Here is an 18,143-nt window from a genome sequence, read left to right as displayed (position 1 = left end):
GACATCATTCCTTTTGCTTGCGAGATACTTCTGCCAGGATGCTTTTAGCTATATCCGCTTTACTCATTTTTGGAAGTTCGGTCGCACTTCCATCTTTATCGTAAATGGTCACGATGTTCGTATCCGTTCCAAATCCTGCCCCTGCAACGGTAACATTATTGGCAACGATCATATCTGCATTCTTTTTGACCAATTTTCCTCTTGCGTATTCTTCAACGTTGTTCGTTTCAGCCGCAAAGCCCACCAAAATCTGATGCGTTTTATTTTCACCGAGTTCCTTTAGAATATCCTTTGTCCGTTCAAATTCAATCACATTTTCCCCTGGCTGCTTTTTCATCTTTCGAGTATGATAGACCTTCGGTTTATAATCCGCCACTGCAGCCGTCATGATTACGACATCACTGGCAGCGAACTGATCGAATACCGCATCATACATATCTGCTGCTGATTCCACTGGTATTACTCTGGCCTTGGGAGGTGGCATCAAGTTCACTGGGCCGGTAATCAATGTCACCTCAGCGCCCATTTCAATTGCCGCTTCGGCTAAGGCATAGCCCATTTTGCCGCTGGAATGGTTCGTCACAAAACGCACCGGATCAATCGCTTCACGTGTCGGTCCTGCCGTGATTAAATATTTCTTTCCTTTAAGAGGCTGTTGCTGTAATTTGCGTTCATTGAAATATCGATTAAGATGTTCTACGATTGTTTCAGGTTCCTCCAATCGCCCTTTCCCTACATATCCGCAGGCCAAATACCCTTCACCCGGTTCAATGAATTGATATCCAAACGACCGAAGTGTCTCCATATTTTTCTGAACCGCTGGATGTGCGTACATGTGCACGTTCATTGCCGGCGCAACCCAAACAGGTGCTTCCGTTGCCAATAGGGTGGTCGTGATCATATCATCCGCGATTCCATTGGCTACTTTGCCAATGACATTGGCTGTAGCTGGAGCCAACAGGATGATATCAGCCCAATCAGCCAAGTCGATGTGGGCAATGACTGAAGAATCCTTCTCATCAAAAGTATCTGTGTACACATCATTTCTTGAAAGTGCTTGAAAGGTGAGCGGCGTCACGAACTTACGTGCCGATTCACTCATGATCACTTTAACATGCGCACCTTCCTGAGTTAATTTACTTGTCAGGGCAGCAGCCTTATATACAGCAATCCCGCCGGTGACACAAAGAAGTACTTTTTTATCGATAAGCATGCAAATTTCCCCTAACTATACATTCTATTCTTTCTAATTATGACGGAAAACCGAAGAAATTTCATTTGAAATGCGCAATAACCTATGGATTCCCCCAAACATTACTTTAAAAAAAATCAAAACAAACAGGCCTGACACCTTGGCCGCAGGAAGGAAGCACTTTCCAAATGTAACGCTCCTGTTTGCTTTAGGGTGTCAGGCCCGATAGGTCAAGCTCTGTGTTCTCTTAGTTTTCCTCGTAAGAATTATCGTAAGTCAATTTACCGGAATGAATTTCTTCAAGGGCACGACCTACTGATTTATGGGAAACCGGTTTCGTTATGAGGCAATTATCTTTAATTTGCATTTCCCTGGCGCGTTTAGCTGCCACCGATACAAGTGAGTATTTAGAATCGATTTTAAGTAATAGAGAATCAATTGATGGATATAACATGATTTATTCCGCCTCCAACATTTTTTTATATAAAACTGCAACTCTTTCCCGACGGCAATGCTCGGCAATTACAATTGCATTAATTCTAGCACATGCTGCATCCACATGATCATTTTCAACAACATAATCGTACAGATCCATAAGTTCTATTTCTTCCTTGGCCACTTTCATCCGGCCTTTTATCGCTTCCTCCGTCTCGGTTCCGCGAGTAACGATGCGGCTTTCGAGTTCAGTCAAACTCGGAGGAGCAAGGAAAATGAAAAGTCCTTCAGGGAACTTCTCCCGGACCTGTTTAGCTCCTTGAACTTCTATTTCCAGAAATACATCTTTTCCGGAATCGATTGTTTCACGGACATAATCCACGGGTGTTCCATAATAATTACCGACGAACTCAGCATATTCCAGCAATTTGCCTTCTTCGATCAGTGCTTCGAATTCCTCGCGTTTTTTGAAGAAATAGTCCACTCCGTCCACTTCACCATGGCGAGGCAGCCTTGTCGTCATCGAAATTGAATATTCGAATGCCGTTCCTGGCTGAGAAAAAATCGCCTTCCTAACAGTTCCTTTACCAACACCGGATGGTCCGGACAAAACGATTAATAAACCTTTTTCTCTCATATTGTTTCAGTTACCCCTCTTCTACGCTGTCATCTCTATCTTGTAGCCGTGCAGCAACCGTTTCCGGTTGAACGGCAGATAAGATAACATGGTCGCTGTCTGTAATTATAACGGCCCTGGTTCTTCTGCCATATGTAGCATCTATTAAGGATCCGCGATCTCGGGCGTCTTGGATGATCCTTTTTATCGGAGCCGATTCAGGGCTCACGATGGATACGATCCGGTTCGCGGAAACGATATTCCCAAAACCAATATTAATGAGCTTAATTGACATTTTTGTCCCCCATTCATATCTATTGTCACCTTGTTAGGTTCATCATAAACCGACTACTCGATATTTTGAACCTGTTCCTTTAATTTTTCAAGCAAACTTTTCATTTCCACCACATCTTTCGTAATGGCCGAATCATTTGCCTTTGATCCAATCGTATTGACTTCCCTATTCATTTCCTGGACAAGGAAGTCAAGTTTCCTTCCAATTGGTTCACTATGGGTAAGGGTCCTTGAAAATTGCTGTAAATGACTATCGAGTCTGGTCAGTTCCTCATTTATATCACATTTATCAGCAAAAATGGCCGCTTCTGTCACAATACGGCTATCTTCAATCAAACCATCAGTCAACTCGGCCAGTTTGATTTCCAATCGGGCTTTATATTTTTCGACGACTGAAGGTGCATGCATTTTGACTCCTGCTACAATCTCACCAAACTTTTCAAGCTGGCGTTTCATGTCCGAGGCAAGTTCCTGACCTTCGAGATCCCGCATTTTTTTCAGATTTTCCAATGCCCCCGTGACGGCCTTCATTAAAAGGGATTCCAAATCGGCAGGAACCGCAGGTACTTCTTCCGTCATGAAAATCGATTCAAGTTGCAGCATATCCTGTAATGTAATTGAACTTTCCAGATTGTATTTTCCCTTGACTTCATCCATCAATCCCACATATTGATCAGCAAGATCCCAATCGATCTTCACCTTTTTGGAAACCAGGCTCTCACCTTCCACTGTAATGAAGATTTCCACCCGTCCCCTTCTTATGTATTGATTCGCCTTCTTTTTCACCTTTTCTTCCAAAACCAAAAGCTGGCGCGGCATTCGAATCGTATATTCACAAAAACGATGGTTAACGGTCTTGATTTCAGCAAAAACCCTGACCTGTTCGTTTTCCGCTTCTTCTCTTCCATAGCCCGTCATACTGGTAACCATGGTTCCACATCCTATCAAAACATAATGTAGTAATTTGGCCTTTTGACATTCATTATATATTAGCTAAAGTACGGAAACATTAGCTTACAAATAAAATACCATAAAAATAAAAAGGCAATAGAGCAAGACTCTACCACCTTAAAGATTATACCATATATCACTGTGCTTTTCTTGCTAAAAAGGTTCCAGCCAGTAAAAAAGTTGGTATGGATGCCATTCCTATTACTAATAGCCAATCCCTTCCCGAAATCGGTACCGTATGAAAGATGGTTTGTAAAGGCTGTACATACATGACGGCTACCATCAATAATAGGGAGGACAGCACTGCCCCCACTAGATAAAGGTTACCGAATGGATTTCTCGAGAAGATCGAACGTTCACTTCGGCAATCGAATACATGTATAAGCTGAGCCAAGACCAAGGTAGCGAAAGCAATCGTTTGTGCATAAGCAAGATTATCCGGATTTGCACGATATACAACATAAAATGCGATCAATGTGGAAACCCCTATCAGAAAACCGCGTGAGATGATCTTCCAGCCAAGCCCCCTTCCAAAAACACCTTCATTGGCATTTCTTGGATTTCTTTTCATTACATCTTCTTCTGCAGCATCCAGGCCCAATGCCATCGCGGGCAGTCCGTCGGTTACAAGGTTCACGAATAAGATCTGGATTGGTATCAATGGTAATGGCAAGGCACATAGCATCGCAAAAAACATGACCAAAATCTCCCCAACATTGGAGGCAAGCAGGTAACGGATGAACTTCCTGATGTTTTCGTAAATATTCCTGCCTTCTTTAATGGCCGATTTTATTGTGGCAAAGTTATCGTCAACCAATATTAAGGAAGAAGCTTCTTTAGCAACATCAGTCCCCGTGATGCCCATGGATATACCAATATCCGCTGATTTTATCGCCGGGGCATCATTGACACCATCCCCTGTCATTGCAACGACATGTCCTTTATTTTGCAAGGCTTTTACGATTTTTAACTTATGTTCCGGGGAAACTCGGGCAAATACCGAAACAGTTTCAACAACTTCCTCAAGTTCCCCGACTTCCATGTCCGCCAATTGCCGTCCTTCAAGTACACGGTCTTTTCCTTTTAAAATTCCAAGCTCTTTAGCAATTGCCTTTGCAGTTATCACATGGTCGCCTGTAATCATGACAGTTTTGATCCCGGCGTCCCTGCATTCCTTAACTGCCTGTTTCACCTCCGGACGCGGGGGATCGATCATGCCCTGAAGTCCCATGAAGGTCAAATTACGCTCAGCTTCGGTTTCATGCAGCAAAATCGTTCCTTTTGAAAGAGGTTTATAACCTACTGCAATCATTCTAAGTGCCTGCGAAGCAAGCCCATTCATGTCATGTTGCACCCTTTCCTTGCTCTCCCGATTTAATATTTCCGACCTTCCTTCCCAAAGAATCGTGTCGGACTGGGCAATCAATACGTCCGGGGCACCTTTTACGATAACGAAATGATTCTCTTTATCATCCTTCACTATGACACTCATCATTTTGCGGCTCGAATCAAATGGAAACTCCTTTACTATCGTAAACCTCTTAGATAGGTGTTCCCTCGTCAATCCAGCTTTCATTGCCGCGACCAACATCGCCCCTTCTGTCGGATCACCGTCTAGAATATATTGTTTACCATTTTCCTTTAACTCAGCTTTATTACAGAGCATGCCAAATGTAATTATTTGAAGCAAGGCATTATGGTTTTTCGGGGCAACTGAAACTCCATCTAAAGAAAATTCTCCGACCGGATTGTAACCAGTACCGCCGACATCCCAAGTTTTTCCTCCACTCCAAACCTTCGTCACCGTCATTTTGTTTTGTGTCAGTGTACCTGTTTTATCTGAGCAAATCACTGTTGCACAGCCAAGCGTTTCTACGGCAGGAAGCTTACGGACAATCGCTTTTTGTTTGATCATACGCTGAACACCTAAAGACAAGGCTACGGTCACAATGGCCGGCAAGCCTTCGGGAATCGCCGCAACAGCCAGAGATACCCCGGCCAAAAACATCGTATAAAGGTCATGTCCTTGAATGACACCAGTCAGGACTACGATTACAGTTAATATTAAGGCCGTGACGATCAAAATTTTGCCTAGCTGCTCCAACCTCCGTTGAAGCGGTGTTTCTTTTGTTTCCGCAGTCTGCAGGAGATCCGCAATCTTTCCCATCGCCGTATTCATTCCAGTAGCGATCACGATTCCGACTCCATTCCCTCTTGTCACCATCGTTCCCATAAACGCCATATTTTCCTGATCACCGATACCTTCAACCTCATTCATCAATGGATCAGAACATTTAACGGCCGGGAGTGACTCGCCGGTAAGTGCCGACTCTTCTATTTCAAGGCTTGAATGGTCGATGATCCGTAAATCGGCACCAATACGGTCACCGCTCGAAAACTTCAGGATATCCCCAACAACCACTTCTCTCGATGGGATTTTCATCCACTGGCCATCTCGAAGCACGTTAACTTGCGGTGCAGCCATTTCCTTTAAGGCATCCAAGGATTTTTCTGCCTTCCGTTCTTGGAAAAAACCAAGTAATCCATTCAAAAAAACAATCGCCATGATGGCAATCGCATCGATATATTCACCCAATATCCCCGAAACCAATGTCGCGGCAAGTAAAACTATGACCATGAAATCTTTGAATTGGGCGAAAAATAAAAGAATGGCTGACTGTTTTTCTCCTTCCTTCAATTCGTTAAAACCATTCTTTCGCAGCCTGTCCTTTACTACATCATCGTCCAAACCGTGTGTAACGTTTGTTTGAAGCGCTTTCTCCATTTCTTGATTATTCATTTCCCTGAACTCCATCAAGTATCACACATCCCTTTGAATAGAATGAAATAGGCTCCTGTATACATCTCAACAGGCGCTTTTTGCTTTACTCTTCCAACACCTGCCTGCTTACCGATACATAAAACAACCTGCTCTTCTTCCATGATTATTCAGACTCGTCCAAAATAATGCTATAATTAAACAGAATTGCGGAAAGAAGAACGATCCGGATAATTTTTTGAATGAACGAACTGTAATCATGATGAATGGACCAATTTTTGTATTCACTATCAGGAAATAAAAATACATCCATTCACTGTACCTGAACTGCTGCTTTCACCCAGTTGGCTAAAAAAATTGTGATTTACTAAAATGGGCAGACGTGATGCATTTATAACGCCCGGAAAAATGAGTTCTTAGAAAATCTTATGTAAAGGAAGTAAAAATAGAATGTCATTTGATGGATTATTTACGAAAGCGATGACGGAAGAAATCGCTTCTTTATTAGAAGGTGGACGAATCAATAAGGTACATCAGCCTTATAAAAATGAAGTAATACTGGTTGTTCGTGCTGGAGGTAAGAACCATAAGCTCTTATTATCAGCCCATCCAAGTTATTCGAGGGTGCAAATGACCGAAGAAAGTTATGAAAATCCCAAAGAGGCACCCATGTTCTGCATGCTTCTGAGGAAGCACCTCGAAGGCTATACGATAGAAAACATTTATCAATATGAACTTGATAGGATGATCATTTTTGAAGTGAAGGGCCGTAATGAGCTTGGCGATGTCTCTCAAAAGCAGTTAATCATCGAAATCATGGGGCGACACAGCAACATTGTTTTAGTAGATAAAGAACGAAATATGATTTTGGACAGCATTAAGCATGTTTCACATGCCGTCAACAGTTATCGGGCGATATTGCCCGGCCAGGAGTATAAGGCTCCACCCGCACAGGAAAAGAATGATCCCTTCAAGGCTACCGAGGACGATATCAGGAAGAATATTGACTTCAATGCAGGAAAGCTGGATCGACAGCTTGTTGCCCATTTTTCAGGGGTTTCACCATTAGTTGCAAAGGAAGCCGTCTACCGGGCCGGACTTGCCAACAGCACGACCCTTCCAACAGCCTTTTTAAAGATTATCCAGGAAATCTCGGAACGGAAATATGCTGCCACGATCAAACAAGATGGAAATAAAGAAGTTTTTTATATGCTTTCACTAGAGCATCTGTCTGGGAATCAACGTACGTTTTCTTCATTGAGCGAGATGCTCGACCGCTATTACTTCGGAAAGGCAGAAAGAGATCGGGTTAAGCAAAAGAGCCAGGATGTAGAACGTTTCATTACTAATGAAATCGAAAAGAACTCAAAAAAAATCGGCAAGCTCGAACGTACATTGAAAGATACGGAACGCGGTGAACAGTATCAGTTGTTCGGTGAGCTGCTTACAGCTAATCTATATCAAATGAAAAAAGGCATGAAGGAAATAGAAGTCGTCAATTATTATGATGAAGAACAAAGTATGGTCACCATCCCGCTTGACCCATTAAAAAATCCGTCAGATAATGCACAAAAGTACTTCTCAAGATACCAAAAGTCCAAAAATGCAGTCGGAGTCGTCCAAGAACAAATCGAAAAGACAAAATTGGAATTGGCCTACTTCGAAGCCTTGCATCAGCAGCTCCAATCAGCGTCACCCAGGGATATAGAGGAGATTCGGGAAGAACTTCAGGAAGAAGGATACATTAGGCAAAAAAAGAAAAAAGGCATGAAAAAGCCTGCAAATGCAAAACCGCAGCTTGAAACATATTATGCTACGGATGGAGATCTCATTTTTGTCGGGAAGAATAATAAACAAAATGATTATTTAACGAACAAGTTTGCACGCCGTGATGAAATATGGCTTCATACAAAAGATATACCCGGCTCACATGTTGTGATTCGAAATGAATCGCCAAGTGAAAAAACAATAAAAGAGGCCGCCGTATTAGCAGCTTTCTTCAGTAAAGCAAAGCAATCGAGTTCAGTGCCCGTTGATTTCACACAGGTTCGCCATGTTAAGAAACCGAATGGTTCCAAGCCCGGGTTCGTAATCTATGACCAGCAGCAGACCGTTTATATTACACCGGATGCCGATACTGTCATACGCTTAAAGGAAGCGGTAAAGGAGTAAAAAAATAGAGGGGGCCCAGTCCTGAGTGATTGGGCCCCCTCTATTTTCATGCCGAAATCCAAGCTGTATCAGCCGGATTCTCCCGCCATTTTTTTAGCTTTTCCAATTCTTCTGCCGTGATGTACCCTTTATCATTAGCGACTTTTATCAAAGTAGAGTAGTCACTCAACGAATGGTTAATAATGCCCTCAGCTTCGAATTTTTCTTTTCCCTTTTCCAATTCGTAAGTAAAGATCGAAACGACTCCTAGAACATCACATCCAGCCTCTTTCAGCGCGTTAACAGCAGTAATCACACTTCCGCCGGTTGAAATCAAGTCTTCTACAACGACCACTTTTTGTCCTGGAACTGCGCGGCCTTCGATTTGATTGCCCTTACCGTGCTCCTTGGCTTTGGATCGAACATAGCACATCGGTGCATTCAATTTTTCACTCACCCAAGCTGCATGCGGAATGCCGGCAGTTGCTGTGCCTGCAATCAGTTCAGCCTCAGGGAAATGCTGTTCAATCAAACCTTTCAATCCTTCCGCTATTTCATTGCGAACCTCTGGGTATGAAAGGGTCAAGCGATTATCACAATAAATGGGTGATTTAATTCCAGATGCCCAAGTAAAGGGGTCATTCGGCTGTAGGTACACTGCTTTTATTTCCAATAGATGTTCAGCTATCTTATTATTTAACATGATATTCCCTCCCAAGCTGCTTTCATATCCAAATACGCCCTTAATGGATCTGCCGCCCCCGTTATGGCTCTCCCTACAACGATGGCATCCGCTCCAAAATCCCTAGCTTGTTCAGGCGTGGCAATTCTCTTTTGATCATGCGTCTGTCCACCTGCACTTCGGATTCCAGGTGTTACGGTCAAGAATTCATGACCGATGCGTTCATGTATGTTCTTTACTTCATGGGTAGAACAGACAACGCCATCCAATCCTGCCTGTCTAGTAAGTTTTGCATAATGGAGGACCGAATCTTCCAGAGACCCGGCAATGTTTTGCTCAGCATTCATTTGTTCTTGTGACGTACTCGTCAGTTGGGTAACCCCAATGCATAATGGACGTTTTTTACCAGCGGACGTACCCTTATCCAGACCTTCCATGGCTGCTTCCATCATCTTTTGTCCACCTGCCGCATGTACATTGACCATGTCAGCTCCTAAAGCTGCCAATCCGGTCATGGCCATTTTAACGGTATTTGGAATATCATGAAGCTTCAAGTCCAAAAACACATCGTGGCCTTGCTCCTTTACGAAAGAAACGATTGATGGACCATTCTGATAAAATAATTCCATCCCCACTTTTACAGCCAGTTTTTCCGAATGGAACTGTTTTAGGAATGTCTCCGTTTGAAGGAGGTCAGGGAAATCAAGAGCGATTATTAGTGACTGTTTCATTTTGCTTCCAGCTCCTTCCGGTACATTCTGAAATATGGTCAAATCCCAGCTCATCCAACAATTTCGGTAATTCTTCGATGATGGTCGGGCATACAAAGGGATCCACGAAGTTCGCGGTTCCCACTGCAACAGCACTGGCACCCGCATAGAAAAATTCAATGACGTCTTCCGCCGTAGCGATGCCGCCCATTCCGATTATTGGAATAGAAACTTGCTGGCTAACCTCATAAATCATCCGGAGCGCTACAGGTTTTATTGCAGGACCAGATAATCCACCCGTTCTGTTAGAAAGGATCGGTTTGCCCGTTTTTAAATCCAGTCGCATGCCGACTAATGTATTTATCATGGTCAACCCGTCGGCCCCGCCATCTTCAACTGCTTTGGCCATATCCACAATATTACTGACATTCGGTGAAAGCTTCACATAGACTGGGACGGAAGATACTTCCTTTACCGCCTTGGTTACCTCTTTGGCAACTTCCGGTACCGTACCGAAAGCTATGCCTCCTTCTTTTACATTCGGACAAGAGATATTCAATTCAAGTGCTTTCACATTCCCCACCTTGCTTATTTCACTGGCAACTTTTACATAGTCTTCTATTTGCGAACCTGCAACGTTGGCAATGATGGGAACATCATACCTACTTAGCCAGGCCAGCTCTTCACTGATGACCTTTTCCAAGCCTGGATTCTGCAGACCGATGGCGTTCAGCATTCCCGAAGAGGTTTCCGCAACACGCGGAGTCGGGTTGCCGAACCTTGGCTCAGGAGTGGTCGCTTTGATCATGATCGCCCCAAGAATATCCAAGTCGAAAAATTGACTGTATTCACGGCCGAATCCAAAACATCCAGATGCTGGCATGACCGGGTTTTTCAAGTGTAATCCTGGTAATTCAACTGAAAGCCTGCTCATAATACCACCTCTCCTGCCCGGAATACGGGTCCATCGCTGCAAACCTTTTTATAACTGAAACCAGTTGGGTCATCCCCTGTATGACACACGCAAGCAAAGCAGGCACCGATGCCGCATCCCATCCTTTCCTCAAGGGACAGGAAAAGCTTTTTCTCACGATAGCCCGATTCCAAGGCTCTTAACATTGGTGTAGGCCCGCATGAAAAGATCGTTGCAAACTCTTGCTCCAGATTGTCTATTACCGTCGTAACAAATCCTTTTGTCCCGTATGAACCATCCACCGTGGCAATATAGGTATCACCTAATTCACTGAATTCTTTTTCGTAAAAGATGGCTGACTTGGTCTGGAAGCCCAATACATGGATTACCGTAACACCTTTCGCAACCAACATTTGTGATAATTGATACAGGGGCGGGACACCAATCCCGCCGCCAACCAATAATGCCGTTTCACCCTGTTTAGCCTCATGAACGGGAAATCCGTTGCCAAGGGGTCCAAGGATATCGACCGCTTCCGCCTCTTTACGCTGCGATAACAGTGTCGTTCCTTTACCTTCAGCCCGGTATATCATCGTGAACTGTTTTTCACTCCTGTTGTAAGAAGAAATCGAAATCGGGCGTCTTAACAATGGCTCAGTGCCTTCTGTTGTCTTGACTTGGACAAACTGGCCTGGTTGATTCATCTCTGAAACCAATTCACCTTGCAGGGTAAGTTCAAAGATGGACGGGGCCAGTTCCTTATGATTTAACACCTTCATTCTTTCCTTCTTGATCATATATAGCTCACCTCACGACTTTTTTCCGTTTTTCCCATTGCTTCTGCCGAGAAGGTCATGGATTCTATCACTCTTAAAATGGCTTCTGCCGTATCAAGTGATGTTAGGCATGTCACTCCATTTTCAACCGATTCACGTCGGATTCTGAAACCATCCCGTGCCGGCTGCTTACCTTTTGTCAAAGTATTTATAACAAATTGCGCTTCCCCGTTCCGGATGACATCCAGCAGGTTTGTACCTTCTTCGCCAATTTTTCCGACAATCGCAGTCGGAATTCCTGATTGCTCCAATAGGGCAGCAGTTCCGCTGGTGGCTATCAGCTTGAAGCCGATATTATGGAAACGCCTTGCTAAAAGCAGCGCTTCCTGCTTATCTTTATCCGATATCGTCAATAACACCGAACCATGCCCCTTGATCTTGAAACCGGAAGCGACCAGCCCTTTATATAAAGCTTTTTCAAGGGTGGTATCTTTCCCCATTACTTCACCAGTCGATTTCATTTCAGGTCCGAGTGAAATGTCCACACCTCTTAATTTCGCAAATGAGAAGACCGGCACTTTCACATAGACCCCCGTTTGTTCTGGCACTAACCCCGATTTGTAACCTTGGCTTTCAAGTGTGTGACCCAAGATGACCTTCGTGGCTAAGTTAGCCATCGGCACATTCGTAATTTTACTTAAGAATGGAACGGTTCGGCTGGAACGTGGATTTACTTCAATCACATACACTTCTTCATTGCTGATGACATATTGGATGTTCAAGAGACCGATTATATTCAAGCCTTTTGCCAACCGGGTCGTATAATCAATGATTACTTCTTTTTGTTTTTCCGTTAAGTTTTGTGGCGGATAGACTGCAATCGAGTCACCTGAATGGACGCCGGCGCGCTCAATATGCTCCATGATCCCAGGGATAACGACCGTTTCGCCATCGGAAATACCATCCACTTCGATTTCCTTACCTGTTAAGTAGCGGTCTATCAGGACAGGGTGATCCGGATTAATTTTCACGGCATTTTTCATGTAATGCAGCAATTCTTCTTGTTTATAGACGATTTCCATCGCTCTTCCTCCGAGGACATACGATGGCCTTACTAGAACCGGGTACCCGATATCTTCAGCGATGACGATCGCTTCATCAACCGATGTTGCAGTTTTACCCTTTGGCTGAGGAATGCCTAAATCCTGAAGTGCTTTTTCGAATTTATTGCGATTTTCCGCCCTATCCAGGTCTTCAAGTGAAGTACCTAGGATTTTCACTCCTCTTTCAACCAGACCATCTGCAAGGTTGATTGCTGTCTGTCCGCCAAACTGGACGATGACCCCTTCCGGTTTTTCCAAATCGATGACATGCATGACATCTTCAATAGTCAATGGTTCGAAATAAAGTTTGTCGGAGATACTGAAATCCGTCGAAACTGTTTCGGGATTGTTGTTGATGATGATCGCTTCATATCCCGCTTCCTTAATGGCCCATACCGAGTGTACGGTCGCATAATCAAACTCTACTCCTTGCCCGATCCGAATTGGGCCTGATCCCAGAACAATGACACTTTTCTTGTCAGTGACGATGGATTCATTCTCATCTTCGTATGTCCCATAAAAATACGGAGTTTCCGATTCGAATTCGGCAGCACATGTATCAACCATTTTGTAAACAGGGATGATTCCTTGCTGTTTCCGGTATTCATAGACATCAATTTCGGGAACTCCCCATATTTCCGCGATCGTTTTGTCAGAAAACCCTAGTTCTTTAGCCTTTTGCAATACTTCACAATCAAAAGAATGTTCTTTAAGCTGCTTTTCAAAGTCGATTATCTTTTTCAACTTATGCAAGAAGAATAAATCGATCTGGCTCCATTCGTGGATGGTTTCGATCGTTTTTCCCCTTCTTAACGCTTCACCGATATAGAATAACCGTTCATCTCCGGCTTTTCTGATCCGTTTCTCTATCTTTCCATCCTCAAACTCGTCATTCAAATTAAGGTGGAATATACCCGCTTCAAGGGAACGGACAGCTTTTAAGATTGATTCCTCGAATGTACGGCCGATTGCCATGACTTCTCCGGTCGCTTTCATTTGGGTACCGAGCCTACGGTTGGCGCTTTCGAACTTATCGAAAGGCCAGCGCGGAATTTTCGTAACGACATAGTCCAGTGCCGGTTCAAAGCTGGCATAGGTTTTGCCAGTGACAGGGTTCATCATTTCATCGAGCGTCAAACCAACAGCTATCTTTGCTGCTAGCTTTGCAATTGGATAACCAGTCGCTTTTGAAGCAAGTGCCGAAGAACGGCTGACCCTTGGGTTCACTTCAATGACATAATATTGATAGCTGTTTGGATCTAGCGCAAGCTGAACATTACATCCACCTTCAATTTTCAAGGCGCGGATAATCTTCAAAGACGTATTTCGAAGCATTTGATACTCTCTGTCACTTAATGTTTGGCTTGGTGCCGCAACGATTGAATCGCCTGTATGGACACCGACAGGATCGAAGTTTTCCATATTACAAACGACTATTGCATTATCATTGGAATCACGCATCACTTCATATTCCACTTCTTTGAAACCGGCAATGCTCTTCTCAAGCAGACATTGGTGAACCGGGCTGCTTTTCAGGCCACCCTCAACGATCTCGATAAGCTGCTCTTCGTTATCACAAATCCCACCGCCTGTTCCGCCAAGCGTGAAGGCTGGACGAACAATGACCGGGTAGCCGACTCGTTCAACGAATGTATAAGCTTCTTCCAGGTTATGAATAATGTCGCTGTCAGGCACCGGTTCCCCAAGATCGTTCATTAGCGTACGGAAAAGGTCACGGTCTTCCGCTTGTTGTATAGCCGAAAGTTTGGTCCCAAGAATTTGGACATTGCATTCTTCCAGAATTCCTGATTCGGCAAGCTCAACTGCCATGTTCAAGCCAGTCTGTCCGCCCAAGGTAGGTAACAGTGCATCCGGGCGCTCTTTACGAATGATTTTGCTGACAAATTCCAATGTGATCGGTTCGATATAAACCGCGTCAGCCATTTCAGTGTCTGTCATGATTGTCGCAGGGTTAGAGTTAATCAGGATCACTCGATAGCCTTCTTCTTTTAAGGCTATACACGCTTGGGTTCCTGCATAATCGAACTCGGCGGCCTGTCCGATGACGATCGGACCGGAACCAATTACTAGGATGCTTTTTATATCATTGCGTTTTGGCATGTTTTTTCCCCCTTGTTGGTTGCAGCTTCAATCATTTGTAAGAATTCATTGAATAAGTAGTTGGCATCTTCCGGACCTGGTGATGCTTCCGGGTGATATTGTACGGTGAAAGCCGGATACTTTTTATGGCGCAGGCCTTCAATCGTATCGTCATTCAATGCTGTATGTGTCACAATAAGATCTGTACTTTCAATGGAAAGCTCTTCAACTGTATATCCATGATTTTGAGATGTGATGGATACCTTTCCGGTACGAAGGTCCCTGACCGGATGATTCGAACCTCGATGGCCGAATTTTAATTTTGCCGTATCCGCCCCGTTTGCAAGTGCGAATAATTGATGTCCTAAACAGATTCCGAATAACGGTACTTGCGTTTGGATTGTACGGATCATTTCGAGCGTCTCAAGAACACTTTTCGGATCTCCAGGGCCGTTTGAAAGCATTACGCCATCCGGATGGTATTGCATCACTTCTTCGGCCGTGACGTTATAAGGCACAACCACGACATCACAGCCGCGCTTCGTCAACTCACGTAAAATCCCATGCTTCATGCCGTAGTCTACAAGAACAACCCGCGGGCCTCTGCCCGGGCTGGAATAAGGTGCTTTTGTTGAAACCTGTTTTACCTGATTAGAAGGAATCACCGTTGCCTTCAATTGGGAAACCACTTCATTTGCATCTTTATTGATATTGCAAAGCGCCCCTTTCAGTGCACCTGATTTCCTGATGATTCTTGTCAGCTTTCTCGTATCGATTCCGCTTATTCCAGGTATGTTCTTCATTTTCAGATATTCATCTAGTGATAATTGGTTTCGCCAGTTGGAAGGAAGTTCTGCTGTTTCCTTAACGACGAATCCTGCTATCGCTGGATTGATGGATTCAAAGTCATCGCGGTTTATTCCGTAGTTCCCGATTAATGGATACGTAAGTGTAACGATTTGACCGCAATACGATGGATCGGATAGAATCTCTTGGTAACCCGTCATTCCTGTGTTAAAAACGACTTCACCTATTTTTTCTACGTCCCCTCCGAATGCTTCCCCAAGGAATACTGTCCCATCTTCTAAAATTAGCTGTCTTTTCATCCTTGAACACGTCCTTTTTCCCAAGCTATTTTTCCTTCTGCAATCGTCATGACTGGCCAGCCATAACATTTCTTTTCATTAAAAGGTGTATTTTTCCCTTTTGAAGCAAACTCTTCAGCATTGATTTCTTTTTCCGTTTCCAAATCGATGAGTACGATATCCGCAGTAGCACCTTCTTTTAGCTCTCCATAAGGAAGGGAGAAGCTTTCGGATGGTTTGATTGTCATGAAATCGATCAATTGCTTTAATGTTATGATGCCCTTTTTAACCAATTCGGTGTAAAGCAGCGGGAAGGCCGTTTCCAATCCTACTATTCCGAAAGGAGCCAGCTGCATTCCCTGCGCCTTTTCCTCTGCCGCATGCGGGGCATGGTCTGTTGCTATAAAATCGATGGTTCCGTCAAGCAATCCTTCTATCAACGCATCCCGATCTTCACGGCCCCTTAATGGCGGGTTCATTTTATAATTCGTATCAAGTCCCGGTATATCATCTTCACACAATAATAAGTGATGCGGTGTAACTTCGGCGGTGACACGGATACCGGCGCGTTTGGCATCCCTTACCGTCCTTACCGATTCCTTCGTGGAAATATGGCAAACGTGATAATGGCAGTCCGCCGCTTCGGCAAGAAGGATATCCCGGGCGATATGTACAGCTTCACATACCGACGGAATCCCATTGATTCCCTGTTCTTTTGAGAATCTTCCTTCATGTACGGAGCCTTTATTGATTAAGCTATTGTCTTCACAATGAGCAACAATGGCCATATCTTGAGCTGCTGCCCGTTTCATCGCTTCCAGCATCATCCCGGCTTCTTGAATTCCTACGCCATCGTCCGTAAAGGCGAAAGCACCCGTTTGTTTTAGTGAAGAAAAGTCGGTCAGCTCCTTGCCAGCTTCCCTAATCGTGATGGATGCATATGGGAGTACCCTGACATGAGCCGTTTCTTCAATTTTCCTGTTAAGCGCTTCTAGGTTCTCCACTGTATCAGGAACTGGCCTAGTATTAGGCATCGCCGCTACCGTAGTGAAACCGCCTCTTGCCGCTGCAAGCGTCCCGCTTGCGATTGTTTCCTTATGTTCGCCGCCCGGTTCGCGTAAATGGACATGCAGGTCAACAAGCCCGGGTGTAATCAGTAATCCTCCAGCGTCAACTACGTTACAATTTTCCGTCTCCAAGTTCTCGCCGATCTTTGTGATGACCTTGCCTTCTATCTCAATGTCCGCTTTTTTGAATGAGTTTTGATTATCTAGCAATACTCCATTTTTGATTACTGTTTTCATGAATGTTTCCCCCTTCGGTTTGTTCAAGCACATTTTTTAATACGGCCATTCTAATGAATACGCCATTTTCCATTTGTTTAAAAATTCTCGAGCGGCTGCATTCGACTAAATCACTGTCTATTTCAACACCGCGGTTTATTGGAGCAGGATGCATGATGATCGCATCCGGTTTCATATTTTTTTCACGTTGTTTGGTCAGGCCGAATTTTTCCAGGTAATCTCCATTTGCCTGATCGTATTTATCAATATGCCTTTCATGCTGTATTCTAAGCAGCATGACCACATCCGATGTAGCTACCGCATGATCGATGTCTTCATATCTTCCTAAACTGTTTGATCTGTCAAACCATTCAGGCGGGCCCGAAAATACGACATTCGCTCCTAAACGAGTCAGTGCTTCTGCATTCGATTTCGCAACCCGACTATGCCTTACATCACCGATTATCGCAATCTTAAGACCTTTGAAACTTTTAAACTCTTGTTTAATCGTCAATAAGTCCAGTAATGATTGGGTTGGGTGATTTCCGCAGCCATCCCCTGCATTGATTATTGGAATTCCGATCTTCTCATTCAATTCGTCAAAATAATTATCCTGTTCATGACGGATGATCAAGGCATTTACACCTATCGCTTCTAACGTTTTAACTGTGTCATATAAGGTTTCGCCTTTTAACACGGATGATGTACCCGCATCAAAAGGAATGACCTCAAGTCCCAATTTTCTTTCAGCCATTTCAAAGCTTGATTTTGTACGTGTACTTGGTTCAAAGAAGAGATTGGCAACTGTGGTCAGCTGCTTTGGAATCCAGCTGGCTCCGTTGGCAAAACACTCTGCCTCATGTAAAATCCCTTCAATTTCACTTATTGTCAATTCATTCATGGTCAATAATTTTTTCATCGATCCTGCTCCTCTCACATTTGTGATGCGGGGCATAAAAAACACCCCGCCATTAAGGACAGGGTGTAGGTCATAAAGATTGTGAGGACACGGATTGGTTTACACTTTTCCCCGTTCTCATTCATCTTTACAGCAACACCCTTTTAAGCCTCTC

The 18,143-nt window shown here is 44.0% G+C and carries 16 protein-coding genes; 1 reads left to right on the top strand and 15 read right to left on the bottom strand.

Annotated elements, in window-relative coordinates; translation table 11 throughout:
- Window positions 1–4: 4 nt before the first annotated feature.
- The 7 genes from coaBC to AC2YHV_RS09530 all read right to left on the bottom strand — a co-directional run bounded on the left by coaBC (window position 5) and on the right by AC2YHV_RS09530 (window position 6,431).
- Window positions 5–1,213, bottom strand: a complete 1,209-nt coding sequence (gene coaBC, locus AC2YHV_RS09560) for a bifunctional phosphopantothenoylcysteine decarboxylase/phosphopantothenate--cysteine ligase CoaBC (protein ID WP_063576903.1) — start codon at window positions 1,211–1,213, stop codon at window positions 5–7.
- A gap of 226 nt (window positions 1,214–1,439) precedes the next feature.
- Window positions 1,440–1,646, bottom strand: coding sequence for a DNA-directed RNA polymerase subunit omega (rpoZ, locus tag AC2YHV_RS09555; RefSeq protein WP_101224607.1), 207 nt, complete (start codon window positions 1,644–1,646; stop codon window positions 1,440–1,442).
- Between the two features lie 3 nt (window positions 1,647–1,649).
- Window positions 1,650–2,264 (bottom strand): guanylate kinase, encoded by a 615-nt coding sequence (gmk, locus tag AC2YHV_RS09550; RefSeq protein ID WP_034313809.1) that lies wholly within the window; start codon window positions 2,262–2,264, stop codon window positions 1,650–1,652.
- Window positions 2,265–2,274: 10 nt separating this feature from the next.
- Window positions 2,275–2,538: an extracellular matrix/biofilm regulator RemA gene (gene remA, locus AC2YHV_RS09545; protein WP_034313813.1), complete on the bottom strand. Its 264-nt coding sequence runs from the start codon at window positions 2,536–2,538 to the stop codon at window positions 2,275–2,277.
- Window positions 2,539–2,591: 53 nt separating this feature from the next.
- A complete protein-coding gene (locus tag AC2YHV_RS09540; RefSeq protein WP_057278429.1) occupies window positions 2,592–3,467 on the bottom strand; it encodes a YicC/YloC family endoribonuclease in 876 nt (291 codons plus the stop codon).
- A 157-nt stretch (window positions 3,468–3,624) separates the two neighbouring features.
- Window positions 3,625–6,303 carry a calcium-translocating P-type ATPase, SERCA-type gene (locus AC2YHV_RS09535; protein ID WP_268936824.1) on the bottom strand — a complete coding sequence of 893 codons (2,679 nt, stop codon included), beginning with the start codon at window positions 6,301–6,303 and terminating at the stop codon, window positions 3,625–3,627.
- Window positions 6,303–6,431 carry a hypothetical protein gene (locus tag AC2YHV_RS09530; RefSeq protein ID WP_262869245.1) on the bottom strand — a complete coding sequence of 43 codons (129 nt, stop codon included), beginning with the start codon at window positions 6,429–6,431 and terminating at the stop codon, window positions 6,303–6,305. The genes AC2YHV_RS09535 and AC2YHV_RS09530 overlap by 1 nt, the downstream gene beginning before the upstream one ends.
- A 286-nt stretch (window positions 6,432–6,717) precedes the next feature.
- Here AC2YHV_RS09530 and AC2YHV_RS09525 point away from each other — a divergent pair, with 286 nt between their 5' ends.
- Window positions 6,718–8,439: an Rqc2 family fibronectin-binding protein gene (locus AC2YHV_RS09525; RefSeq protein ID WP_098865191.1), complete on the top strand. Its 1,722-nt coding sequence runs from the start codon at window positions 6,718–6,720 to the stop codon at window positions 8,437–8,439.
- 46 nt (window positions 8,440–8,485) lie between these two features.
- Here the strand turns inward: AC2YHV_RS09525 and pyrE are convergent, their stop codons facing one another.
- The 8 genes from pyrE to AC2YHV_RS09485 are packed head-to-tail and all read right to left on the bottom strand — an operon-like array spanning window position 8,486 to window position 17,989.
- On the bottom strand, window positions 8,486–9,121 hold the full coding sequence (gene pyrE / locus AC2YHV_RS09520) for an orotate phosphoribosyltransferase (RefSeq protein WP_034313822.1): 636 nt from the start codon (window positions 9,119–9,121) through the stop codon (window positions 8,486–8,488).
- Window positions 9,115–9,831, bottom strand: a complete 717-nt coding sequence (pyrF, locus tag AC2YHV_RS09515) for an orotidine-5'-phosphate decarboxylase (RefSeq protein ID WP_054396936.1) — start codon at window positions 9,829–9,831, stop codon at window positions 9,115–9,117. The genes pyrE and pyrF overlap by 7 nt, the downstream gene beginning before the upstream one ends.
- Window positions 9,803–10,744, bottom strand: coding sequence for a dihydroorotate dehydrogenase (locus AC2YHV_RS09510; RefSeq protein ID WP_487373082.1), 942 nt, complete (start codon window positions 10,742–10,744; stop codon window positions 9,803–9,805). Before AC2YHV_RS09510 ends, pyrF begins: the two co-directional genes overlap by 29 nt.
- Window positions 10,741–11,520: a dihydroorotate dehydrogenase electron transfer subunit gene (locus AC2YHV_RS09505; protein ID WP_034313832.1), complete on the bottom strand. Its 780-nt coding sequence runs from the start codon at window positions 11,518–11,520 to the stop codon at window positions 10,741–10,743. The genes AC2YHV_RS09510 and AC2YHV_RS09505 overlap by 4 nt, the downstream gene beginning before the upstream one ends.
- Window positions 11,517–14,723 carry a carbamoyl-phosphate synthase large subunit gene (gene carB / locus AC2YHV_RS09500; RefSeq protein ID WP_057278431.1) on the bottom strand — a complete coding sequence of 1,069 codons (3,207 nt, stop codon included), beginning with the start codon at window positions 14,721–14,723 and terminating at the stop codon, window positions 11,517–11,519. Before carB ends, AC2YHV_RS09505 begins: the two co-directional genes overlap by 4 nt.
- Window positions 14,702–15,808 (bottom strand): carbamoyl phosphate synthase small subunit, encoded by a 1,107-nt coding sequence (locus tag AC2YHV_RS09495; RefSeq protein WP_057278432.1) that lies wholly within the window; start codon window positions 15,806–15,808, stop codon window positions 14,702–14,704. Before AC2YHV_RS09495 ends, carB begins: the two co-directional genes overlap by 22 nt.
- A complete protein-coding gene (locus AC2YHV_RS09490; protein WP_063576906.1) occupies window positions 15,805–17,091 on the bottom strand; it encodes a dihydroorotase in 1,287 nt (428 codons plus the stop codon). The genes AC2YHV_RS09495 and AC2YHV_RS09490 overlap by 4 nt, the downstream gene beginning before the upstream one ends.
- Window positions 17,054–17,989, bottom strand: coding sequence for an aspartate carbamoyltransferase catalytic subunit (locus tag AC2YHV_RS09485; RefSeq protein WP_098865193.1), 936 nt, complete (start codon window positions 17,987–17,989; stop codon window positions 17,054–17,056). Before AC2YHV_RS09485 ends, AC2YHV_RS09490 begins: the two co-directional genes overlap by 38 nt.
- Between the last annotated feature and the right edge of the window lie 154 nt (window positions 17,990–18,143).

It is taken from the genome of Peribacillus sp. SRI_006 (genome assembly GCF_057586375.1).
Note: the sequence above shows the minus strand (reverse complement) of the source record. Positions and strands in the feature narration are given on the sequence as shown.

Coding starts and splice junctions, on each gene's coding strand:
- pyrF (WP_054396936.1), bottom strand. CDS start 9,831: ATGAAACAGTCACTAATAATCGCTCTTGATTTCCCTGACCTCCTTCAA.
- AC2YHV_RS09505 (WP_034313832.1), bottom strand. CDS start 11,520: ATGATCAAGAAGGAAAGAATGAAGGTGTTAAATCATAAGGAACTGGCC.
- AC2YHV_RS09485 (WP_098865193.1), bottom strand. CDS start 17,989: ATGAAAAAATTATTGACCATGAATGAATTGACAATAAGTGAAATTGAA.
- AC2YHV_RS09530 (WP_262869245.1), bottom strand. CDS start 6,431: ATGGAAGAAGAGCAGGTTGTTTTATGTATCGGTAAGCAGGCAGGTGTT.
- coaBC (WP_063576903.1), bottom strand. CDS start 1,213: ATGCTTATCGATAAAAAAGTACTTCTTTGTGTCACCGGCGGGATTGCT.
- AC2YHV_RS09525 (WP_098865191.1), top strand. CDS start 6,718: ATGTCATTTGATGGATTATTTACGAAAGCGATGACGGAAGAAATCGCT.
- carB (WP_057278431.1), bottom strand. CDS start 14,723: ATGCCAAAACGCAATGATATAAAAAGCATCCTAGTAATTGGTTCCGGT.
- remA (WP_034313813.1), bottom strand. CDS start 2,538: ATGTCAATTAAGCTCATTAATATTGGTTTTGGGAATATCGTTTCCGCG.
- AC2YHV_RS09490 (WP_063576906.1), bottom strand. CDS start 17,091: ATGAAAACAGTAATCAAAAATGGAGTATTGCTAGATAATCAAAACTCA.
- AC2YHV_RS09535 (WP_268936824.1), bottom strand. CDS start 6,303: ATGGAGTTCAGGGAAATGAATAATCAAGAAATGGAGAAAGCGCTTCAA.
- AC2YHV_RS09510 (WP_487373082.1), bottom strand. CDS start 10,744: ATGAGCAGGCTTTCAGTTGAATTACCAGGATTACACTTGAAAAACCCG.
- rpoZ (WP_101224607.1), bottom strand. CDS start 1,646: ATGTTATATCCATCAATTGATTCTCTATTACTTAAAATCGATTCTAAA.
- AC2YHV_RS09495 (WP_057278432.1), bottom strand. CDS start 15,808: ATGAAAAGACAGCTAATTTTAGAAGATGGGACAGTATTCCTTGGGGAA.
- AC2YHV_RS09540 (WP_057278429.1), bottom strand. CDS start 3,467: ATGGTTACCAGTATGACGGGCTATGGAAGAGAAGAAGCGGAAAACGAA.
- gmk (WP_034313809.1), bottom strand. CDS start 2,264: ATGAGAGAAAAAGGTTTATTAATCGTTTTGTCCGGACCATCCGGTGTT.
- pyrE (WP_034313822.1), bottom strand. CDS start 9,121: ATGTTAAATAATAAGATAGCTGAACATCTATTGGAAATAAAAGCAGTG.